The 16,659-nt window shown below is 53.5% G+C and carries 16 protein-coding genes; 7 read left to right on the forward strand and 9 right to left on the reverse strand.

Features of this window, described 5'->3' with window-relative positions; genetic code table 11:
* Window positions 1-20: 20 nt before the first annotated feature.
* The 3 genes from H575_RS08920 to H575_RS04145 all read right to left on the reverse strand — a co-directional run bounded on the left by H575_RS08920 (window position 21) and on the right by H575_RS04145 (window position 3,098).
* Complete coding sequence (locus tag H575_RS08920; protein WP_052319955.1) at window positions 21-1,472, reverse strand: PP2C family protein-serine/threonine phosphatase; 1,452 nt, start codon at window positions 1,470-1,472, stop codon at window positions 21-23.
* An 87-nt stretch (window positions 1,473-1,559) separates the two neighbouring features.
* A complete protein-coding gene (locus tag H575_RS08925) occupies window positions 1,560-2,504 on the reverse strand; it encodes a metal-dependent hydrolase (RefSeq protein WP_052319956.1) in 945 nt (314 codons plus the stop codon).
* A gap of 63 nt (window positions 2,505-2,567) precedes the next feature.
* Window positions 2,568-3,098, reverse strand: coding sequence for a nitroreductase family protein (locus tag H575_RS04145; RefSeq protein ID WP_042698368.1), 531 nt, complete (start codon window positions 3,096-3,098; stop codon window positions 2,568-2,570).
* A gap of 82 nt (window positions 3,099-3,180) precedes the next feature.
* On the opposite strand from H575_RS04145, the gene H575_RS04150 reads away from it, so the two are divergent.
* Entirely contained in the window at window positions 3,181-4,017 is an 837-nt protein-coding gene (locus H575_RS04150) for a class I SAM-dependent methyltransferase (RefSeq protein ID WP_042698371.1), read from the forward strand.
* Between the two features lie 18 nt (window positions 4,018-4,035).
* Here the strand turns inward: H575_RS04150 and H575_RS04155 are convergent, their stop codons facing one another.
* Genes H575_RS04155 through cobT form a run of 3 tightly spaced genes read right to left on the reverse strand, consistent with a single transcriptional unit; the run spans window position 4,036 to window position 6,838 of the window.
* Entirely contained in the window at window positions 4,036-5,307 is a 1,272-nt protein-coding gene (locus H575_RS04155; RefSeq protein WP_042698374.1) for a TraB/GumN family protein, read from the reverse strand.
* A gap of 2 nt (window positions 5,308-5,309) precedes the next feature.
* Window positions 5,310-5,828 (reverse strand): YkgJ family cysteine cluster protein, encoded by a 519-nt coding sequence (locus H575_RS04160; RefSeq protein ID WP_052319957.1) that lies wholly within the window; start codon window positions 5,826-5,828, stop codon window positions 5,310-5,312.
* Window positions 5,828-6,838, reverse strand: a complete 1,011-nt coding sequence (cobT, locus tag H575_RS04165; RefSeq protein WP_042698377.1) for a nicotinate mononucleotide-dependent phosphoribosyltransferase CobT — start codon at window positions 6,836-6,838, stop codon at window positions 5,828-5,830. The genes H575_RS04160 and cobT overlap by 1 nt, the downstream gene beginning before the upstream one ends.
* Before the next feature lie 38 nt (window positions 6,839-6,876).
* Between cobT and cobS the strand changes: the two genes are divergently transcribed.
* Window positions 6,877-7,617 carry an adenosylcobinamide-GDP ribazoletransferase gene (gene cobS / locus H575_RS04170; protein WP_042698380.1) on the forward strand — a complete coding sequence of 247 codons (741 nt, stop codon included), beginning with the start codon at window positions 6,877-6,879 and terminating at the stop codon, window positions 7,615-7,617.
* Here cobS and H575_RS04175 read toward each other — a convergent pair.
* Entirely contained in the window at window positions 7,603-7,911 is a 309-nt protein-coding gene (locus H575_RS04175; RefSeq protein WP_042698383.1) for a hypothetical protein, read from the reverse strand. The genes cobS and H575_RS04175 overlap by 15 nt on opposite strands.
* A gap of 162 nt (window positions 7,912-8,073) precedes the next feature.
* Between H575_RS04175 and tuf the strand changes: the two genes are divergently transcribed.
* The 5 genes from tuf to tfrB all read left to right on the forward strand — a co-directional run bounded on the left by tuf (window position 8,074) and on the right by tfrB (window position 13,226).
* The gene (gene tuf, locus H575_RS04180; protein ID WP_042698386.1) at window positions 8,074-9,351 is read left to right on the forward strand and encodes a translation elongation factor EF-1 subunit alpha; all 1,278 of its coding nucleotides are present in this window, start codon (window positions 8,074-8,076) and stop codon (window positions 9,349-9,351) included.
* Between the two features lie 39 nt (window positions 9,352-9,390).
* A complete protein-coding gene (rpsJ, locus tag H575_RS04185) occupies window positions 9,391-9,699 on the forward strand; it encodes a 30S ribosomal protein S10 (RefSeq protein WP_042698389.1) in 309 nt (102 codons plus the stop codon).
* A gap of 116 nt (window positions 9,700-9,815) precedes the next feature.
* Window positions 9,816-10,091 (forward strand): hypothetical protein, encoded by a 276-nt coding sequence (locus tag H575_RS04190; RefSeq protein ID WP_042698392.1) that lies wholly within the window; start codon window positions 9,816-9,818, stop codon window positions 10,089-10,091.
* A 61-nt stretch (window positions 10,092-10,152) separates the two neighbouring features.
* Window positions 10,153-11,781 carry a fumarate reductase (CoM/CoB) subunit TfrA gene (gene tfrA, locus H575_RS04195; RefSeq protein WP_042698395.1) on the forward strand — a complete coding sequence of 543 codons (1,629 nt, stop codon included), beginning with the start codon at window positions 10,153-10,155 and terminating at the stop codon, window positions 11,779-11,781.
* Complete coding sequence (tfrB, locus tag H575_RS04200; protein ID WP_042698398.1) at window positions 11,778-13,226, forward strand: fumarate reductase (CoM/CoB) subunit TfrB; 1,449 nt, start codon at window positions 11,778-11,780, stop codon at window positions 13,224-13,226. Before tfrA ends, tfrB begins: the two co-directional genes overlap by 4 nt.
* A gap of 9 nt (window positions 13,227-13,235) precedes the next feature.
* On the opposite strand, the gene H575_RS04205 is transcribed toward tfrB, so the two are convergent.
* Both H575_RS04205 and H575_RS04210 read right to left on the reverse strand, forming a co-directional pair.
* Entirely contained in the window at window positions 13,236-14,738 is a 1,503-nt protein-coding gene (locus H575_RS04205; RefSeq protein ID WP_042698401.1) for an acetyl-CoA carboxylase biotin carboxylase subunit, read from the reverse strand.
* On the reverse strand, window positions 14,735-16,468 hold the full coding sequence (locus H575_RS04210; protein ID WP_081406661.1) for a pyruvate/oxaloacetate carboxyltransferase: 1,734 nt from the start codon (window positions 16,466-16,468) through the stop codon (window positions 14,735-14,737). The genes H575_RS04205 and H575_RS04210 overlap by 4 nt, the downstream gene beginning before the upstream one ends.
* Window positions 16,469-16,659: the final 191 nt, after the last annotated feature.

Here is a 16,659-nt window from a genome sequence, read left to right on the forward strand (position 1 = left end):
TTTGGGTTTAATTCCTTTTTTTATTCTTCTCCGGTGTATCTGACTCCGAGCATCGTCATATCGTCCGCCTGTCCGCTTGCCCCGGTAAAGATGTTCATATCTTCAGTTACCGAATTGATCATGGTTTCAGGACTGTCTGATCTCTGGACTATCGAAAGGAGCCGGCCCATCCCGTACATTTCGCCATTTTTGTTCTGCGCATCCGTTACCCCGTCGGTGTACATAAACAGCGTATCAGTTCTCTTCAGAACTGTTCGATGATCGATGTATGTGTGGTCCATGATTCCAAGTCCAGGTGCTTTTTCACAGACAAGCGGGTCACAGGTTCCGCATGTGCAGAGTATCGGAGGATTGTGTCCGGCACATGAGTAGGTGAACCTGCCGGTTTTGAGGTTAAGCAGCCCGAGAAAGACCGTAACGAACCTGCAGGTATCATTGTTTTCCATTATTTCGCGGTTTACCAGGGTAAGCATCCTGCCTGGCTGGGTAAATAATGCCCGTACTGACATCTTGATCATGGTTTTGACACGCATCATCATGAGTGCGGCAGAAATACCTTTGCCCGATACATCAGCAATGACAAAGGCGAGATGATAGTCTCCGATCCGGATAATATCGTAGAAGTCCCCGCCGACAAGTTCTGATTCTGAGATCGATGCGAATATCTCAACTCCGGGCATGTTCTCAAATCGTCCGGGCGACGGGAGAATACTCGACTGCAGATCATGTGCCAGAAGCATCTCTTCATCGATATGGATATGTTTGATGGTCTTAGTTATCCCGTAAAAAACCTGCATATAGAGCAGGATGACCATAATGATGAAAATGATTCTGGTTGTGATCTCTGGAATGAAAAATACGGCTCCTTCCTGACTGTTCCACAGGGAGCTGATTACTGCATAGATCAGATAGACCGCGAGCGGGATGAACAGGACATTTCGAAAATCCCCCCGAAGGTCTCTGTTTGTTTCCTGCATTGTTTTGATCAGGAAACGATTCGTCAGGATCAGGCCGATAGTCAGAATGATCAAAATCAGAACGCACGTTGCAAATTTCAGCTGATAGAGATCCCAGGGGAAAATCATATGAATGATGCTAAACGAAAGATCACAGATGCTTAAGCCGATAAAAAGAATAAATGATGCTATGAAGAATTTGGAAGATGTGGTCCCGCGGTAGATCCGCCATGACACAAAAATAAACCCTAAACCGACTACTGCCACAAACAGACTGTCGGCAATAAAAGAAATGAAATCATATCCGCTTGGTATAAGAAAGACACACGCCTCGTAGATCATATCGACCAAAGAGGTGAGAACAACAAGTATCAGAAATCCTCCAGCCCAGAGCGCCGCCGTGCGCAGACGGGAATATCGGCGTGTCATGGTCAGATCAACCATAGCTGCGCAAAACAGCCAGATTAGGAAAATCATACCCATGGAACCTGCCCAGTTCAGGAGAAAATCATTCATACGCTATCAGAATATACAATAGGTATGGTTAACACATAAGAGTTTACCTCAGGTCTCCAAAAAAATTAATGCCCGGGAAACATCTCATCATTTTGGTGAGACCCTGTCATCCGGCAGTGCCCATATCCTGTCTCCAAGAAAAAGAAGAACGATCCCTCCGCAAAATAATCCCGCGGCTGCCAGGATCCTCCAAATAGTTTCACCGTACACCTCATCCGCCGGAAATCCAAGACCGATAAACAGCATGAGAAGAAGAGATACGCCGACAACGCCTGCTCCGCATATCCTGATAATGCGTTTTTTAGTGGTTTGTGAAAAACGTACCGGATAATCGAGAAGCAGGAGTATCAGGATGAGGGAGGTCAGGCCATATATCCACTCGGATATCGACAACAGTTCATGAAGATACATCGTTCCAAAATAATTTGCCCAGGGTCCGGTGAGAAACAGATCCCATATGAGATATTTTATCAACAGTATTGTTCCTGCTCCCGTCAGAACCATCCCCGTTCCGGTGAGAATCCGTTTACCCACGGCCCCACGGGCGAGATAATGACCCAGATGACGGTGCAAAACGGTTATCACCGCGGCTCCCGCGATCACTGCCAGTATCCATGATGCGAGATACAGATACGGCAGATATCCGTCCGGTATGGGGGGATATACCTCTGATGAAGGCGGGAAAGGTCCGAGAAACGGCCAAAACCAGTTCACGGGTGCTGTCCACATGGCATCGCCGAGCTGATGGATGAGAACGCCTGCCCCTATGCAGAGAAGCAGGATACGTTTCCGGTTTTTGTACCAGATCAAAAGTCCTATGATGATCAGAATCACGGATATGATCAGCGTGTGGGCGTAGATCCTTCCCCAGTTCATGGTCTCCGCAAGAAGGATCTGTCCAAGCGGTTTATCGAGAAGATCCGGAAGGATCGCTCCGATACCTCCGTAGAGAACGGCCCATTTATTCGAAAGAATCACTGCGAGCATGATCCCTACGATCAGGCCGAGAAAAAGATGATGAAAGATCAGCATATCTTCTGCATAAGATCCGGCGTTTTCTTCATCTCAAAAAAAGGGTGCGGATGATCCCGCAGATCACTGGTATTTTTCGTCAAAGACGATACGTTCAAGCGGCATCTTCTCGGCAAGGGTGATCCCGCCGACATCCGGAACGCCGGCCGCAACGATCGAGACGAGTTTGTACTCGGCCGGAACATTGACCAGTTTACGCACATCCTCTGCGTAATCCTTTTTGTCGCCGGCGATCCAGCAGCCGCCGTATCCATAAGCATGGAGGGCGAGAAGAAGATTTTCGGTTGCCGCCGAACAGTCTTCGATCACATACTGCCAGTCGGATTTACCAAAGACCAGGAATCCGACGGCGGCTCCTTCGATGAATTTGCCGTTCGGGGCGAGCTCTGCGATCTTTGCGAGTGTCTCTTTGTTTTTCACGACGACAAAGATCCATGGCTGGACATTGCGTGCAGTCGGAGCTTTTGAAGCGCATTCAAGGGCTTTTCTGATAAACTCCGGCGGAATTTCCGCGTCTTTAAACTTTCTGACACTGTGTCTTGACTGGATGATGGTAACACCGAAGTTTGCAATACCCGGATTTCTCGTATTCATAATTAACCTTATGTGTGAAAGGTAAAATAGTCTTTCTCTCAAGCCCGCGCAGTTTATTACTTTTCACCAGGCATTATTGTATATGTGTGCTGGAAAGCCGGACTATATCCGGATGTGGGATGAACAGATCGCCCGTGCATTCGAACAGAAGAGAAAGGCAGGTGAGGACAATGGAAGTTTCTGGGATAATCCGGTCAATGTGGACAGATATGTCAGAAGACTGCAGAATGATGACCGGGGCAGGGTCCAAAAACAGCTTGCCTCGATGGAGATCCCGCCGGAGTCGTCGGTCCTGGACATCGGCGCCGGACCCGGCACGCTCTCGGTGCCGCTTGCCCTCTCCGGTTCCCCCGTCACCGTCGTGGAGCCGTCGGGCCCGATGATCCGGGGGATGGAGGCATACCGGTCACTCACGAACGCCCCTTCCGTCCGTATCATACAAAAGACCTGGGAGGAAGCTTCCCTCCGGGAGATCGGACGCCACGACGTGGTGATCGCCTCACTTTCATTAATGATGGGAAACATCCGTGCATGTATCGAAAAAATGGATGACTGCGCCGTTTCTGCTGTCCATCTCTTCTGGTTCCTTCTCCCCCCTTCCCTTTCCCGCGGAAACAGCGAGCTCTGGCCGCTTCTGCACGGCGAACCGTACAACTTTGAACCCACAGCCGATGTTCTCTGGAATGTTCTGTACCAGATGGGCATCTATGCAAACCTTACGGTCGAGTCGAGGAATACAGGACAGGCGTATGCTTCGGTTCAGGAGATGCGGCAGGACTATTACACCCGGCTTCTTGCAAAGACCGACGAACAGAAAGGGATCATTGACCGGTATCTGGAAGAACGTGCAGTCAAAACAGACAAAGGCTTTGCTCTTCCCGGCGTTTCAAAAACCGCCCATATCTGGTGGGAAAAATAAAAAAAGAAAGATCGGATTTCAGATCCAGCCGGTCAGAAATGCCCAGAGGTTTGCAAATCCGGTCGTCAGGATCTCGGTCATCATCTCAAGATCGACCCCTAAGAGGGGTGTCAGGAAGATAAAGAACGCAAATGTCGCGATAGTGCTACCGATATTCGCCGCCGCCGCCACGAGCAGGATCTTGAACAGCGGGACCGAAAACATCTCACTGATGCTTTCCGCTTTTGCGATCGCCTTGAAATCGCCGGGTCCCGGCGGCCGCATCCTGGCCTCCACGATCGCCGCAAACCATCCGCAGGCAAGGAACGGATTCAGCGAAGTCATCCATGCAAGTCCCGCAGCGGTCGCCGCAGAAAGCGGGTGCCCTCTCACAAGCAGCGTGGCCACGCCGGCAAACAGACCGTTCAACACCACCCAGTAAATGATCGCCCAGATAAGAAGATCCGTCGCTCCGGAAAATGCGATCGCGAGAATGATCACCGCAAACATCGCGATGAACACACTGCCGATGATCTTTCCCCAGGGATACTTCTTCGGCATCTCATTCAGGCTCTTCATGGAAGGCAGGGTCTCCGGATTCTCCCGGAACTTCGTGATCCCCGGCAGATGCCCCGCGCCCACCACGACCACCGCCCGCTCGAAGGAACTGTGCTCCAGACCGATGATCCCGTGCGCCAGATAGGCATCCCTCTCCGTGATAAGGGCATTTGCTCCGGTCGGGGAAAACTTCTGGAACTCCGCTAAAGCCAGCTCGATCATATCCGGATTCGTCAGCGAATCGACCATCTCCGCATCGATGCCTTCCGACTCCTCATCGGTTCCGGTGATCGAGCGGATCAGAATCCAGACAAGCTTGATCTTCTCGAGAAGTTTCATGTTCCCCCAAAACCGGGCGAGGGTGATATTGATGTTCCGGTCGATGAGAAGCAGCCTGATATTTTTCTCTTCGGCGATTTTTATCGCCTCTTTCATCTCGGCTCCCGGCTCGATCCCGACGTTCATCCCGATCTTTCGCTGAACATAGGCAAGGATCCACTGAACGATCATCAGCGTAAAGTTTCCTTTTAAAAGGCTCTTCACTTCCGGGGCTTGGGTTTTCTCCTCTTCGCTTGGAGCGGCACCTGATTCCTGATCCTGTGCCTCCTTCATCTGCTGTTTCAGTGCGGCAAAACGTCCCGGATCCAGTTCGATCGCGATCACATCGGGATCTGCGGCTTCCACTTTCTCACGAACTTCGTCGATGCTTTTCTGTGAAACATGGGCGGTTCCAACGATGTGTATTTCGGTCATTGTTATTTGTGCAGATGAGCTCCTCTGCTGTCGAAGATGATTGTTGATCCCAAAACCATACTATGCTTTTGGTACTGCTCTTTTGTTAAAAGAAACTCTTTGTCCTCAGCTTCGCGGCGGGCGAGGAGGTCTTTTGCCATCTGTTCTGCATCCGGCGTTTCCGCGCCGCTTTTACATCCAGAGCACTCAAAGACGAGGAGATTCTCCCCGTCGAGCATGAAGGGATAGGTCCGGCAGATATGCGGACGATGTTCGTAGACGGTGCATTTGTTTTCTGCAAGAAACATACAGTTCCCGTCCTCTCCCCGCCGCAAAACCCGGCCGAAGGTGAAGACCGCTCCCCCGTCACGGATCCATTCCGGATACGGCTCGGTGATCTGATCCAGGGTAAGACCGGTCGCTTGACAGAGCAGATCGATCTCGTCGGGGGAGACCATCACTTCATTGTCTTTTCCGCTGCAGCACTCCCCGCAGCATCTGCAGATGAACTCTGCTTTGCGGATCCGGTCCTCCAGTTCCATTATGCGTATCTGCTTACATGTTCGCGGATCGTGTTCCGGATGTCTTCGGGGGCATACCCGAGGATGCTTGCAAGAAACATCGCCCCGCCGATCCCGGACCCTTCTTTGATCTCGCCCTCCGCATACCGGGCAAGGCCTGCATGGCCGATCGATCCGAATTCAGGGTCGACGTAATAGGCGTCAGTTCCGACTGCGGCGGCCGTTTCTTTGAACGAGGCCGACTTGTCCTCGTAGACATAGATCGTCGTAACGATGTCGGGAACCGTGTTTCCAAGCGCCCGGATCACGGCAGCGGCCGCCAGCATCTGGGTGCCTCCCGCAAGGAACAGTTTTCCGCGGAATCCTGCAGCGATGCCTGCGGCGACCGGAATCATCGGGTCGCCGACCATGGACACAATGTCGAGCGGATCGGTCAAGCCTGCTTTCTGTACTTTTTCCACGGCTGTTTCCGCGATTTTTTCCTTGATGCAGACCGGGTTGTCCACCAGGCAGCTGCTGACCTTTGCCTGATAGCCAAGAGCGCGAAGAACACAGAGCGCAGTCGTTGTCCCGCCGGGAAGACACTCGCCGAGAACGAGGAGATCATGACTCCGGGAAAGATACTCACCGATCCATCGGCCTTTTTCAAACAGTCCCTTCGCATGCGGGACGGCGTTTCCTTCCCGGGGATCTCCTCCGGCTTTTTCTCCCAGCTGCATATGGGGGACGGTGACCTCGTGGTCCAGACCTGCGGCGATCATGAGGGGTTTTATGCCGGTCAGTTCCATTACGGCGCGTGTCATCACCGCCGGCGTCGGGCAGCCGGTCGGCGTATTTGGTGTCATGTCAACGGAGGTGATCTTTCCGTTAATGATAAGTTCGGCATCCAGCGGCGGGACCATCAGGCTTTTTTCCGGGCTTTCTCCTGCTCCGGATACTCCGGGGACCGTGGAGATCAGGGAGTTGGACAGGATCAGGGCGAACATCGGCGACTCGGCAGAGAAATCCGCTCTCGTTGAGACAAATGACATGATATTATATCATTTAGAACTGACAAGATATAATATAAATGCAGTCACTTCGCGCTCTTCTCCAGTTCACCACGATCCTTCCTTTAGGAAAACCGGCGGATTATGAATGTTTTGCAAAGCGAAGCTGGCTCTACCCTGCAGCCGGATACGTCACCGGCGGGATCGCCGCACTTCCCGGGCTCATCGCCTGGTATCTCGGTTTTGAAAACTCTGCCGTGATCGCCGCCATCTCCCTCGCCCTCGCGGTTTTCATCTCCGGCGCCAACCACTTCGACGGGCTTCTGGACTTCGGTGACGGGCTCATGGCACACGGCAGCCGGGAAAAACGGATCCGCGCCATGACCGACCGGACGACCGGAGCCGGAGCGCTGGCTCTTGGGATCATGGTCGTTTTGATCTCTTACTCCGCCCTCTCCTCCATGACCGTCCTTCAGATCGCCTTTGCCGTATTCATCGCCGAGATCTTCGGCAAACTGGCCATGGCGTTTTTGTCGGCGCTTGGAAAACCGTTCCATGACGGCATCCAGAAATTCATCTATGATCGTTCAAAAAAGCGGTTTTGTCTCTACGCCGCGCTGCTTACCCTGCCGCTGTTTCTGCTGCCGGGAAAAATATGCGTGGGTGCCGGCTTTCTCTCTGCTCTTGCGGCTGCTGCCGTTCTTCTGCTCCTCGCGCGAAAACTCTTCGGCGGGGTGAACGGCGATGTCACCGGAGCCGGCAACGAACTCACCCGGATGGCCGTTCTTCTGGTCGCAGCGGTAATACTAACGTCTGCGTGAGATCGGCTGATAGCCGGCGCCCGCATCATCCGAACACTCGATATCGGTCGCGTTTTTATCTTCGATCACGGTATTGAAAAGGACCATACCGTCCATCAGCTGTTCATCCAGGGACAGACCTCCCTTCGATCCGCGCATCGCCTGGGCGTATGGATTGGGGGTAACTCTCCGGTTCACCCGTATCCCTGCGCAGTTTGCGCAGAAAACACAGGTGCTGTGTACGGAAACTTCCTTGTCTCCGCACATCACGGTCGATTTACCGCTCGGTTTTCTCTCAAGAGGTAATGATTTCATCACAGAGAATACTGAATTATTTTCCTATTAGTCTGTCGGTTCAGATTTTTAACGCAGGGAATTATTTTATATGGTTGTACGACCAATCTGTTTACACTCGTGTTGATTTGGATCGCACCTTTGTGTGTCCCTATCAATGAGTCAAAGTGGAGAAACATTATCATGGCAGCAGCAAAGCCCCACATGAATCTTGCCGTTATTGGTCACATCGACCACGGTAAGTCAACAACCGTTGGCCGGATTCTCTTTGAGACCGGCGTTGTAGCACAGCACGTTCTTGATGGATACAAGAAAGAAGCAGAATCCAAAGGAAAGGGTACTTTCGAGTTCGCCTGGGTAATGGACTCCCTCAAGGAAGAACGCGAACGTGGTATTACCATCGATATCGCTCACAAGAAATTCGAAACCCCGAAATACAATTTTACCGTTGTTGACTGTCCAGGTCACCGTGACTTCGTTAAGAACATGATCACCGGTGCATCCCAGGCCGATGCAGCAATCATTGTCGTTTCCGGAACCGAAGGTCCGATGGAACAGACCAAAGAGCACGTCTTCCTTTCCAAGACTCTTGGTATCAACCAGATCATCGTCGCCATCAACAAGATGGATGCCGTCAAATACTCCGAAGAGAAGTACAACGAAGCAAAAGACAAGATGACCAAACTCATCATGTCCGTTGGATTCAAACCGGCAAACACCCCGTTCATCCCAATCAGCGCATTCTGCGGTGACAACATTAAGGAATCATCAGCAAACACCCCCTGGTACAAGGGCCCGACACTTCTTGCAGCACTTGACCAGTTCACGATGCCCGAGATGCCGACCGACAAGCCGCTCAGACTCCCGATCCAGGACGTCTACACCATCTCCGGTGTCGGAACCGTCCCAGTAGGCCGTGTTGAGACCGGTATCCTCAAGAAAGGACAGAAGATCTCCTTCATGCCGGCAAACGTAAATGGTGAGGTCAAATCCATTGAAATGCACCACGAAGAGTTCGCCGAAGCAATGCCGGGAGACAATGTCGGTTTCAACGTCCGCGGTATCGCCAAGAACGATGTCCGCCGCGGCGATGTCTGCGGTCCGGTCGAGAACCCCCCGACCGTTGCAGAAGAATTCACCGCACAGGTCGTTGTTCTTCAGCACCCGTCCGTCCTTTCCGTAGGATACACCCCGGTGTTCCACTGCCACACCTCACAGACTGCATGTATGTTCACTGAACTTAACAAGAAGCTGGACCCCCGTTCCGGACAGGTTAAGGAAGAGAACCCGGCATTCCTTAAGGCCGGCGATGCAGCAATCTGCACCATTACTCCGACCCGCCCGCTCGTTATCGAGACTGCAAAGGAACTCCCGCAGCTCGGCAGATTCGCTGTCCGTGATATGGGTATGACCGTTGCAGCCGGTCTTGTTCTGAGCATTAAAGCAAAGCAGATGAGATAATTTTATCTCTCACTCGAATTTTTTGTGGTGACTTAGAAAATGCAAAAAGCCAGAATACGCCTGACAGGGACTGATTATGAGAAAGTGGAGACGGTATGTACCCGTATCCGTGAGATTGCAGAACGTACCGGTGTAAATATGGCTGGACCTATCCCGCTGCCGACCAAGAGACTTATCGTCCCGGTCCGCAAATCCCCCGATGGAGAAGGAACGGCAACCTGGGATCGCTGGCAGATGCGTGTGCACAAACGTCTCATCGACCTTGACGCCGATGAGCGTGCACTCAGACAGCTGATGCGCATTCAGGTTCCAAAAGATATCAGCATCGAGATCGTTCTCGAGAACTAAACGGACCCCCTCCGTTTTTTTACTATTTTTTTAAAGCGTTTTTTCAGCAGATTTTTTTTCTTCGGACTCTTGTCGGCAGGAACAGCCTGATGACGAATGGAAACTAACACTCTTCCATGAAAAAAATCCTGACCGCCGGACTTGTGCTTCTGCTGCTCATCATATCGGCAGGATGCATTGCGCAGCCATCTGATCCCTCCGCGTTCACCGACAAAGACGGAAACATTCTCACGGGAGATGAGACCGAAGGGTCGATCCTTTTCGCCGACGGTTCGAAAACCGAATGGTACACCGACAATAAAGGAAACATCAGATACACCGCCGTTCAGCCTGACGGAACCGTGATAAAATATTATACGACACCAGACGGAGAGACGGTCCTCGAGATATAACCGTCCTTTTCCCTCGCTTTTATCCCCTCCCTCTTCCAATAAATATAACAAAGGATTCGAAATGGGCATCGAAAACAGAAAAGACTGTCATGTACTGGTCATAGGGTCCGGCGGCGCAGGAATACGTGCCGCCGTTGAGGCGGAATCATTCGGCGAGACTGTCATTGTCTCAAAAACGATCACCGGCAAAGGCGGCTGCACCGTCATGGCCGAAGGCGGATTCAACGCGGTACTTAACGAAGCAGATTCCATCCAGACCCATTTCGAAGATACGATGAGAGGCGGGGCATTCCTCAACGACGAGTCGCTTGTAGAGACGCTCGCCGCGGAAGCGCCGAACAGGATCAGGGATCTGTTTTCCTGGGGAGCGGTATTCGACCTTGCAAACGACAACACGATAGCTCAGCGGCCTTTCGGCGGGCAGCGATGCGCCCGAACCTGTTATGCCGGCGATCACACCGGCCATGAACTGGTCATGACCCTGCTCGAAAAACTACGGGGTTCCTCCGTCGAGATCGAAAACGAAGTGACGGTCCTCGATCTGCTGACGGACGGCGAACGGGTGAACGGCGCCGTCACCTGTGACCGGGAAGGTGAGCTTGGCGTTATAACGGCCGATGCCGTCATACTTGCGACCGGGGGGGCAGGCCAGGTCTACGATACGACGACCAACTCGACCGCGGGGACCGGGGACGGATATGCGCTCGGCTATCGGGCCGGCGCCCAGCTCATCGATATGGAACAGGTCCAGTTCCACCCGACCGGGGCCGTGACTCCGTATGATTCCCGCGGACGGCTGATCACCGAGGCCGTGAGAGGGGAAGGAGGCATCCTGAAAAACGCGCTCGGCGAACGGTTCATGGCAAAATATGATCCCGTACGTATGGATCTCTCCACACGGGACATCGTTGCACGGGCAATAGCCACAGAAGTACTTGAAGGACGGGGAACAGAACATGGCGGCGTCTGGCTCGATGTCAGTCATCTTTCGCGCGAACACATCGAGACACGTCTGCCGATCATGCTGAATCAGTTCCTGAAGTTCGGCGTTGATATCAGAACCGAACCAATGGAGGTCGCTCCGACTGCCCACCACTTCATGGGCGGGCTGAAGATCACCACTGATGCGAAAACTACCATCCCGGGCCTCTTTGCAGCCGGAGAGGTGACCGGCGGTATCCATGGAGGAAACCGGCTCGGCGGCAACGCGCTCGCCGACACCCAGGTGTTTGGAAGAAGGGCAGGGATCTCGGCAGGCAAAACCGAACGTACGGCGAGATCCGTCGAGGTGGATCAGATCCGGGCGGCGGAAGACAGACTCAGCGCCTACTACGCCGGTTCCAGACGGTCTGCTGATATCCGGCGGTCGATGAAAACCCTGATGTGGAACAATGTCGGGATCTACCGAAACGAGCTGGACCTCAGGGTCGCCGAACGCGAGATCAGAAAACTGCAGGCCGCCGTGCCGAAGATCGACTCGGCCCGCGAACTTTCCGACGCGGTGATCACGGAAAATATGCTGCTTGTCGCTCAGCTCGTTATCGAAGGAGCGCTCCTTAGACGAGAGTCGAGAGGGGCCCACACCCGCACCGATGTGAAACAGACCTGGACGAACGAGACCTCGCCGTTTGGACACACCTTCTTTGTCAAAGATAAATCAGGCATAGAGATCCGGGAGGAAAAACTATGAAAGTAACCATCTCCCGCTTCGATCCGGCAACCGGCGAACCACCGAAATTTGTAGAGTATGATGTCAGTGTGAAGGAATCGGCCCGCGTTCTCAACGTTTTGGATGCCGTCAGAGATACGGTCGATCCGGAACTCGCCTACCGGCACTGTTGTCGGGGCGGGCAGTGCGGCTCGTGTGCCGTTCGAGTGAACGGTGAACCGGTCCTTGCCTGCATGCAGGAAGCAAAGGAGGGTGACGTCATCGAACCTCTCGAACTGCCAAGGATCAGGGACCTCGTTACCGATATTGCCCCGGTGATGGCCCAGATCGCCTGGATGAACAGCGGATGTGACTGCACACCGGTGACCCAGCAGGATATCGAGGAGATAAAACCCTTACGTGAATGCATCGAATGCTACTCCTGCATCTCAGCCTGTCCGGCGATCTCGGCCTCGGATTACAAAGGTCCGACGATCATGCGCCAGGAGCAGAGACTCAATCTCGATCCGCGGGACAAAGGGGACCGGATCCTTGAAGCGATCGACAAGGGACTCTTTTCCTGCACGACCTGTCATAAATGCGTCGAGGTCTGTCCAAAAGAGATCGAGACGCCGAGAAAAGCCATCGAGAAACTCAGAGCCGAAGCGGCGAAACGCGGGCTTTCCCTTCCGGCACACAAGGCCCTTGCTTCCCTCATCGAGAAGACCGGCCGTTCGGTCGAGCGAAAGGACCAGACGTTCCTTGAACGTGTGCCTGACGTGATCGAGCCCGAAGGCGAAGTCCGGGCAACGGTCGGCTTTTTCGTCGGGTGTATGTTCAACGGAAGAGTCATCCAGCCGGCATTGGATACCATAGAACTCCTCCGCCTGAACGGCGTAAGGGTGATCATTCCAAAAGATCAGGTCTGCTGCGGATCACCGCTGATCAGAACCGGCCTCTCGGGATTCGTCCCGGAGCTGCAGAAACGAAACATCGATGCGTTCGTAAAAGCAGGCGTGGACACTGTTCTGACAATCTGTGCAGGCTGCGGCTCGACGCTGAAAAACGATTACGAAACCCCGTTTCGAGTGGTGGATATTACCGAATACCTGTGCGAACTGGGATTCAAGATCCCTGAAAAAGTCGAGGGGACCTACACGTATCACGATCCGTGCCATTTGCTGAGAGGTCAGGGGATCTCAGAACAACCCCGTGTTCTCTTGAACGCGGTCGCAGAAAAATTCGTGGAGATGCCTGCCCGATGCTGCGGGGCGGGCGGCGGCGTGAAGTCGGGTCTGCCGGATCAGGCGGCGGCGATCGGAGCTGTTCGCGCCGAGATGGTCAAAAAGACCGGGGCCGATTACATCGTGACGGTCTGCCCGTTCTGTGAGTTCCATCTCCATCAGGTGACCGGTCTCCCGATCAAACAGATCGGGTCCCTGCTTCTGGAAGGGTATCGCAAACAAGGAAAAAATAAGCAAAAATAAATAAAAAAATTATTCTTTTTTCTGGCCGTTTTTCGCTGCAAGAGCACTCATATACGCGCTCACTGCCGCCGTTACGGCGATGGTTTTCTCTTTTCCCTGACGGAGAGAATCCCCAAGCTGGTTCATCCGGGTCTCGCTCTCACGCATATATCTTGCGAGCGCCTTGGTAATTTCCGGATCCTGCAGGAAATGTGTGTGCGTATTTCCTGCGATAAACTCGGGATTGTTCATGACCGCGTAATGGAGCGGAAGCGTTGTCTTCACGCCGATGATGACGTATTCCGTCAGGGCGCGGCGCATTCTCGCGACGGTCTCCTCACGGGTCATTGCTCTCGCACAGAGTTTTGCGATCATCGAGTCATACAGAGGCGGGATCGAGTAGCCTGCATGGATGCAGCTGTCGATCCTGATGCCCGGGCCTCCCGGGGACCGGTAGCGGCTGATCTTTCCTGCATCCGCCTGGAAGTTGTTCATCGGATCCTCCGCATTCACCCGGCACTCGATCGCGTGACCGCGGCAGGTGATCTGGTCCTGGGAATACGGCAGGGGTTCGCCTGCTGCGACTTTGATCTGCATTCTGACCATATCGAGACCGGTGATCAGCTCGGTCACGGTGTGTTCGACCTGCAGACGGGTGTTCATCTCCATGAAGTAATAGTTTCCTGAATCATACAGGAACTCAACGGTTCCGGCATTTTCATAATTGCAGGTTTTCGCAACCGTGATCGCCGACTGGGTCATTCGTTCGCGGAGTTCGTCGGTCATGATGGGGCACGGAGCCTCTTCGATGAGTTTCTGGTGACGTCTCTGGATCGAACACTCGCGCTCGAACATGTGGATCACCTCGCCTTTGGCGTCTGCGAAGACCTGGACCTCGATGTGTCTGGGTTTTGCCAGATACTTTTCGATGAAGACGGTCGAGTCGCCGAAGGCTGAAGCTGCTGTCCTGCTGGATTTTGCGATTGCTTCGTCGAGTTCGGCTTCGTTGTTGACGATGGTCATCCCGATACCCCCCCCGCCGGCGGACGCTTTGACGATGACCGGGTACCCGATCGACTCGGCAAATGCTTTTGCCTCGTCATGGTCAGTACTCTTGGTCCAGGGGAGGACCGGAACGCCGGCATCATGCATCGCCTGTTTCGAGTCGAGTTTGGATCCCATCATTTTGATGGTGGCCTCAGTCGGGCCGATGAAGGTAAGACCTGCCTTTGTTACGGCTCCGGAAAATGCTGCTTTTTCTGCAAGAAATCCGTATCCCGGATGGATCGCGTCGGCTCCGGCCATATCGGCGACCTCGAGGATCCTCTCCATATTGAGGTAGCTTTTCGTCGGGTGGGCGGCGCCGATGAGAAATGCCTCATCGGCGTACTTCACGTGTAAGGCATTCGCATCGGCTTCCGAGTAAACGGCGACCGTTTCGATGCCCATCTCCCGGCATGCACGCATAACGCGGATGGCGATCTCGCCGCGGTTGGCAACTAATACTTTGTCAAAGTATTCATTTTTGCTCATTGCACCACCACTAACACATCGCCGCTCTGGACGACTGCGCCGTTCTCGACGAAGATCTCGGTGACCGTTCCGTCGATGGGGCTGACGATGGGGTTCTCCATTTTCATTGCTTCAAGAACAAGGAGGGTCTCGCCGGCAGTTACTTTCTGGCCTGCCTGGACCTTGATGTCGAGGACCATGCCCTGGATACTGCTCTTTACGCCGCCGGGGACTTCGCCGCGGTGACGTGACTCGGTCGGTTTTCCTGAACTGACAACGGCCTCTCCTTCGACGGAGAGGATCCGGACGGCAAATATCTCGCCGTCGACCTCGACTTCCATGGACCTGGGGATGTCATAATCCGCAGGAACGATGCCTGCCGTGGTCGTCGGAGCGGCGGGGAATGCTTCGGCTTTCTTTTCGCCTTTGAGGAAGGCAGGGGCGATGGCAGGGTAGAGGATGTAGGTGAGGACGTCTTCTTCTTTTTTCACGAGTCCCTGTGCCTCCGCGTCGGCTTTCATCTTTTCATAGATCGGTTCAAGAGTATCTGCCGGCCGGCAGGTGATCCGGGGGATATCACCGATGATCGAGGTGACGAGAGCGTCATCGAGCGGTTTGGGGCTCTTTCCATAGAGACCTTTGAGGTAGTCACGGACTTCATTGGTGACGGTTTTGTAACGTCCGCCCATCAATACATTCAAGACTGCCTGGGTCCCGACGATCTGTGAGGTCGGCGTTACCAGCGGGGGATAACCGAGATCGGCTCTGACCTTGGGGATCTCAAGAAGGACGTCATCCATTTTGTCCAGGGCATTTTGTTCTTTGAGCTGGGAGACGAGGTTCGAGATCATGCCGCCCGGGAGCTGATAGACCAGAACATCGCTGTCGATTCTGACACTGATCGGATCGATGAGGCAGTCGTATTTGCATCTGATATTGCATGCTGCGAGTTTGATCGACCGGAGGGTTGAGAGGGGGATCTGCGTGTCGCGGGATGTTCCGATCAGGGAGGCGACGATGCTTTCGGTTGCCGGCTGACTTGTTCCTCCGGCGAAGGGGGACATGGCGGTGTCGAGGATGTCGACGCCTGCTTCGATGGCCGCCTGATAACTCATGGGGGCAATGCCGCTTGTTGAGTGAGTGTGGAGACAGACAGGGATGTCGAGTTTTGCTTTGATGCCGGTGATGAGTTCACGGGCAGCTTCGGGCATGATGAGTCCTGCCATGTCTTTGATACATATCGAGCTGCAGCCGAGGGCATAGAGTTCTTCGGCCATGCTGATGAACCCTTTTATGCTGTGGACAGGGCTGGTAGTATAACATATAGTGCCCTGGAGGTGATCGCCGGTATCGATGACGGCGGCCATGGATCTCTGCATATTTCTGATATCGTTCAGTGCGTCGAAGACGCGAAAAACGCTGATCCCGTTTTCCGATGCTGCGGTGACGAATTTGTCGACGACATCGTCAGGGTAATGACGATAGCCGACAAGATTCTGTCCGCGCAGAAGCATCTGGATGGGAGTTTTCACAAATATTTCCCGGAGTGTCCGAAGACGATCCCAGGGGTCGTCGTTTAAATATCTGATACAGGTGTCAAATGTTGCCCCGCCCCAGGCTTCTACTGACCAGAAGCCGGCTTTTTCCATCTCACGGGCGAGGCCGAGCATGTCTTCGGTCCGCATGCGTGTTGCCGCTAGTGACTGATGAGCGTCACGGAGCGTTGTGTCGGTAATATTGAGTTTTGTCATGGTGTTCTCCCTGCTCATTCGAGTTATCTAAACCTTTAATATTTTGGAGTGAAGAGTTAAAAAAGTAGTCCCTTGAGTAACCGGGGGGCGTGAGGGGATAAGTTCGCCGGTGAACAAACAGACCTACACCCCAAAAATGTATCAGCTCTCTCCTCTCTCTCACTTTCCTGTAAGGCGACCGATCCCGCCTC

The sequence above is a fragment of the Methanocorpusculum bavaricum DSM 4179 genome (assembly GCF_000430905.1).
GTDB lineage: Archaea > Halobacteriota > Methanomicrobia > Methanomicrobiales > Methanocorpusculaceae > Methanocorpusculum > Methanocorpusculum parvum.

Bases quoted from the DNA above. Each gene is read 5' to 3' on its own strand.
- cobT (WP_042698377.1), bottom strand. From the start codon at position 6,838: ATGTCATTTGTCTCAACGAGAGCGGATTTCTCTGCCGAGTCGCCGATG.
- H575_RS04150 (WP_042698371.1), top strand. From the start codon at position 3,181: ATGTGTGCTGGAAAGCCGGACTATATCCGGATGTGGGATGAACAGATC.
- H575_RS04155 (WP_042698374.1), bottom strand. From the start codon at position 5,307: ATGACCGAAATACACATCGTTGGAACCGCCCATGTTTCACAGAAAAGC.
- H575_RS04205 (WP_042698401.1), bottom strand. From the start codon at position 14,738: ATGAGCAAAAATGAATACTTTGACAAAGTATTAGTTGCCAACCGCGGC.
- tfrA (WP_042698395.1), top strand. From the start codon at position 10,153: ATGGGCATCGAAAACAGAAAAGACTGTCATGTACTGGTCATAGGGTCC.
- H575_RS04160 (WP_052319957.1), bottom strand. From the start codon at position 5,828: ATGGAACTGGAGGACCGGATCCGCAAAGCAGAGTTCATCTGCAGATGC.
- H575_RS08920 (WP_052319955.1), bottom strand. From the start codon at position 1,472: ATGAATGATTTTCTCCTGAACTGGGCAGGTTCCATGGGTATGATTTTC.
- tfrB (WP_042698398.1), top strand. From the start codon at position 11,778: ATGAAAGTAACCATCTCCCGCTTCGATCCGGCAACCGGCGAACCACCG.
- tuf (WP_042698386.1), top strand. From the start codon at position 8,074: ATGGCAGCAGCAAAGCCCCACATGAATCTTGCCGTTATTGGTCACATC.
- H575_RS04175 (WP_042698383.1), bottom strand. From the start codon at position 7,911: ATGAAATCATTACCTCTTGAGAGAAAACCGAGCGGTAAATCGACCGTG.
- H575_RS04210 (WP_081406661.1), bottom strand. From the start codon at position 16,468: ATGACAAAACTCAATATTACCGACACAACGCTCCGTGACGCTCATCAG.
- H575_RS04190 (WP_042698392.1), top strand. From the start codon at position 9,816: ATGAAAAAAATCCTGACCGCCGGACTTGTGCTTCTGCTGCTCATCATA.
- rpsJ (WP_042698389.1), top strand. From the start codon at position 9,391: ATGCAAAAAGCCAGAATACGCCTGACAGGGACTGATTATGAGAAAGTG.
- H575_RS04145 (WP_042698368.1), bottom strand. From the start codon at position 3,098: ATGAATACGAGAAATCCGGGTATTGCAAACTTCGGTGTTACCATCATC.
- cobS (WP_042698380.1), top strand. From the start codon at position 6,877: ATGCAGTCACTTCGCGCTCTTCTCCAGTTCACCACGATCCTTCCTTTA.
- H575_RS08925 (WP_052319956.1), bottom strand. From the start codon at position 2,504: ATGCTGATCTTTCATCATCTTTTTCTCGGCCTGATCGTAGGGATCATG.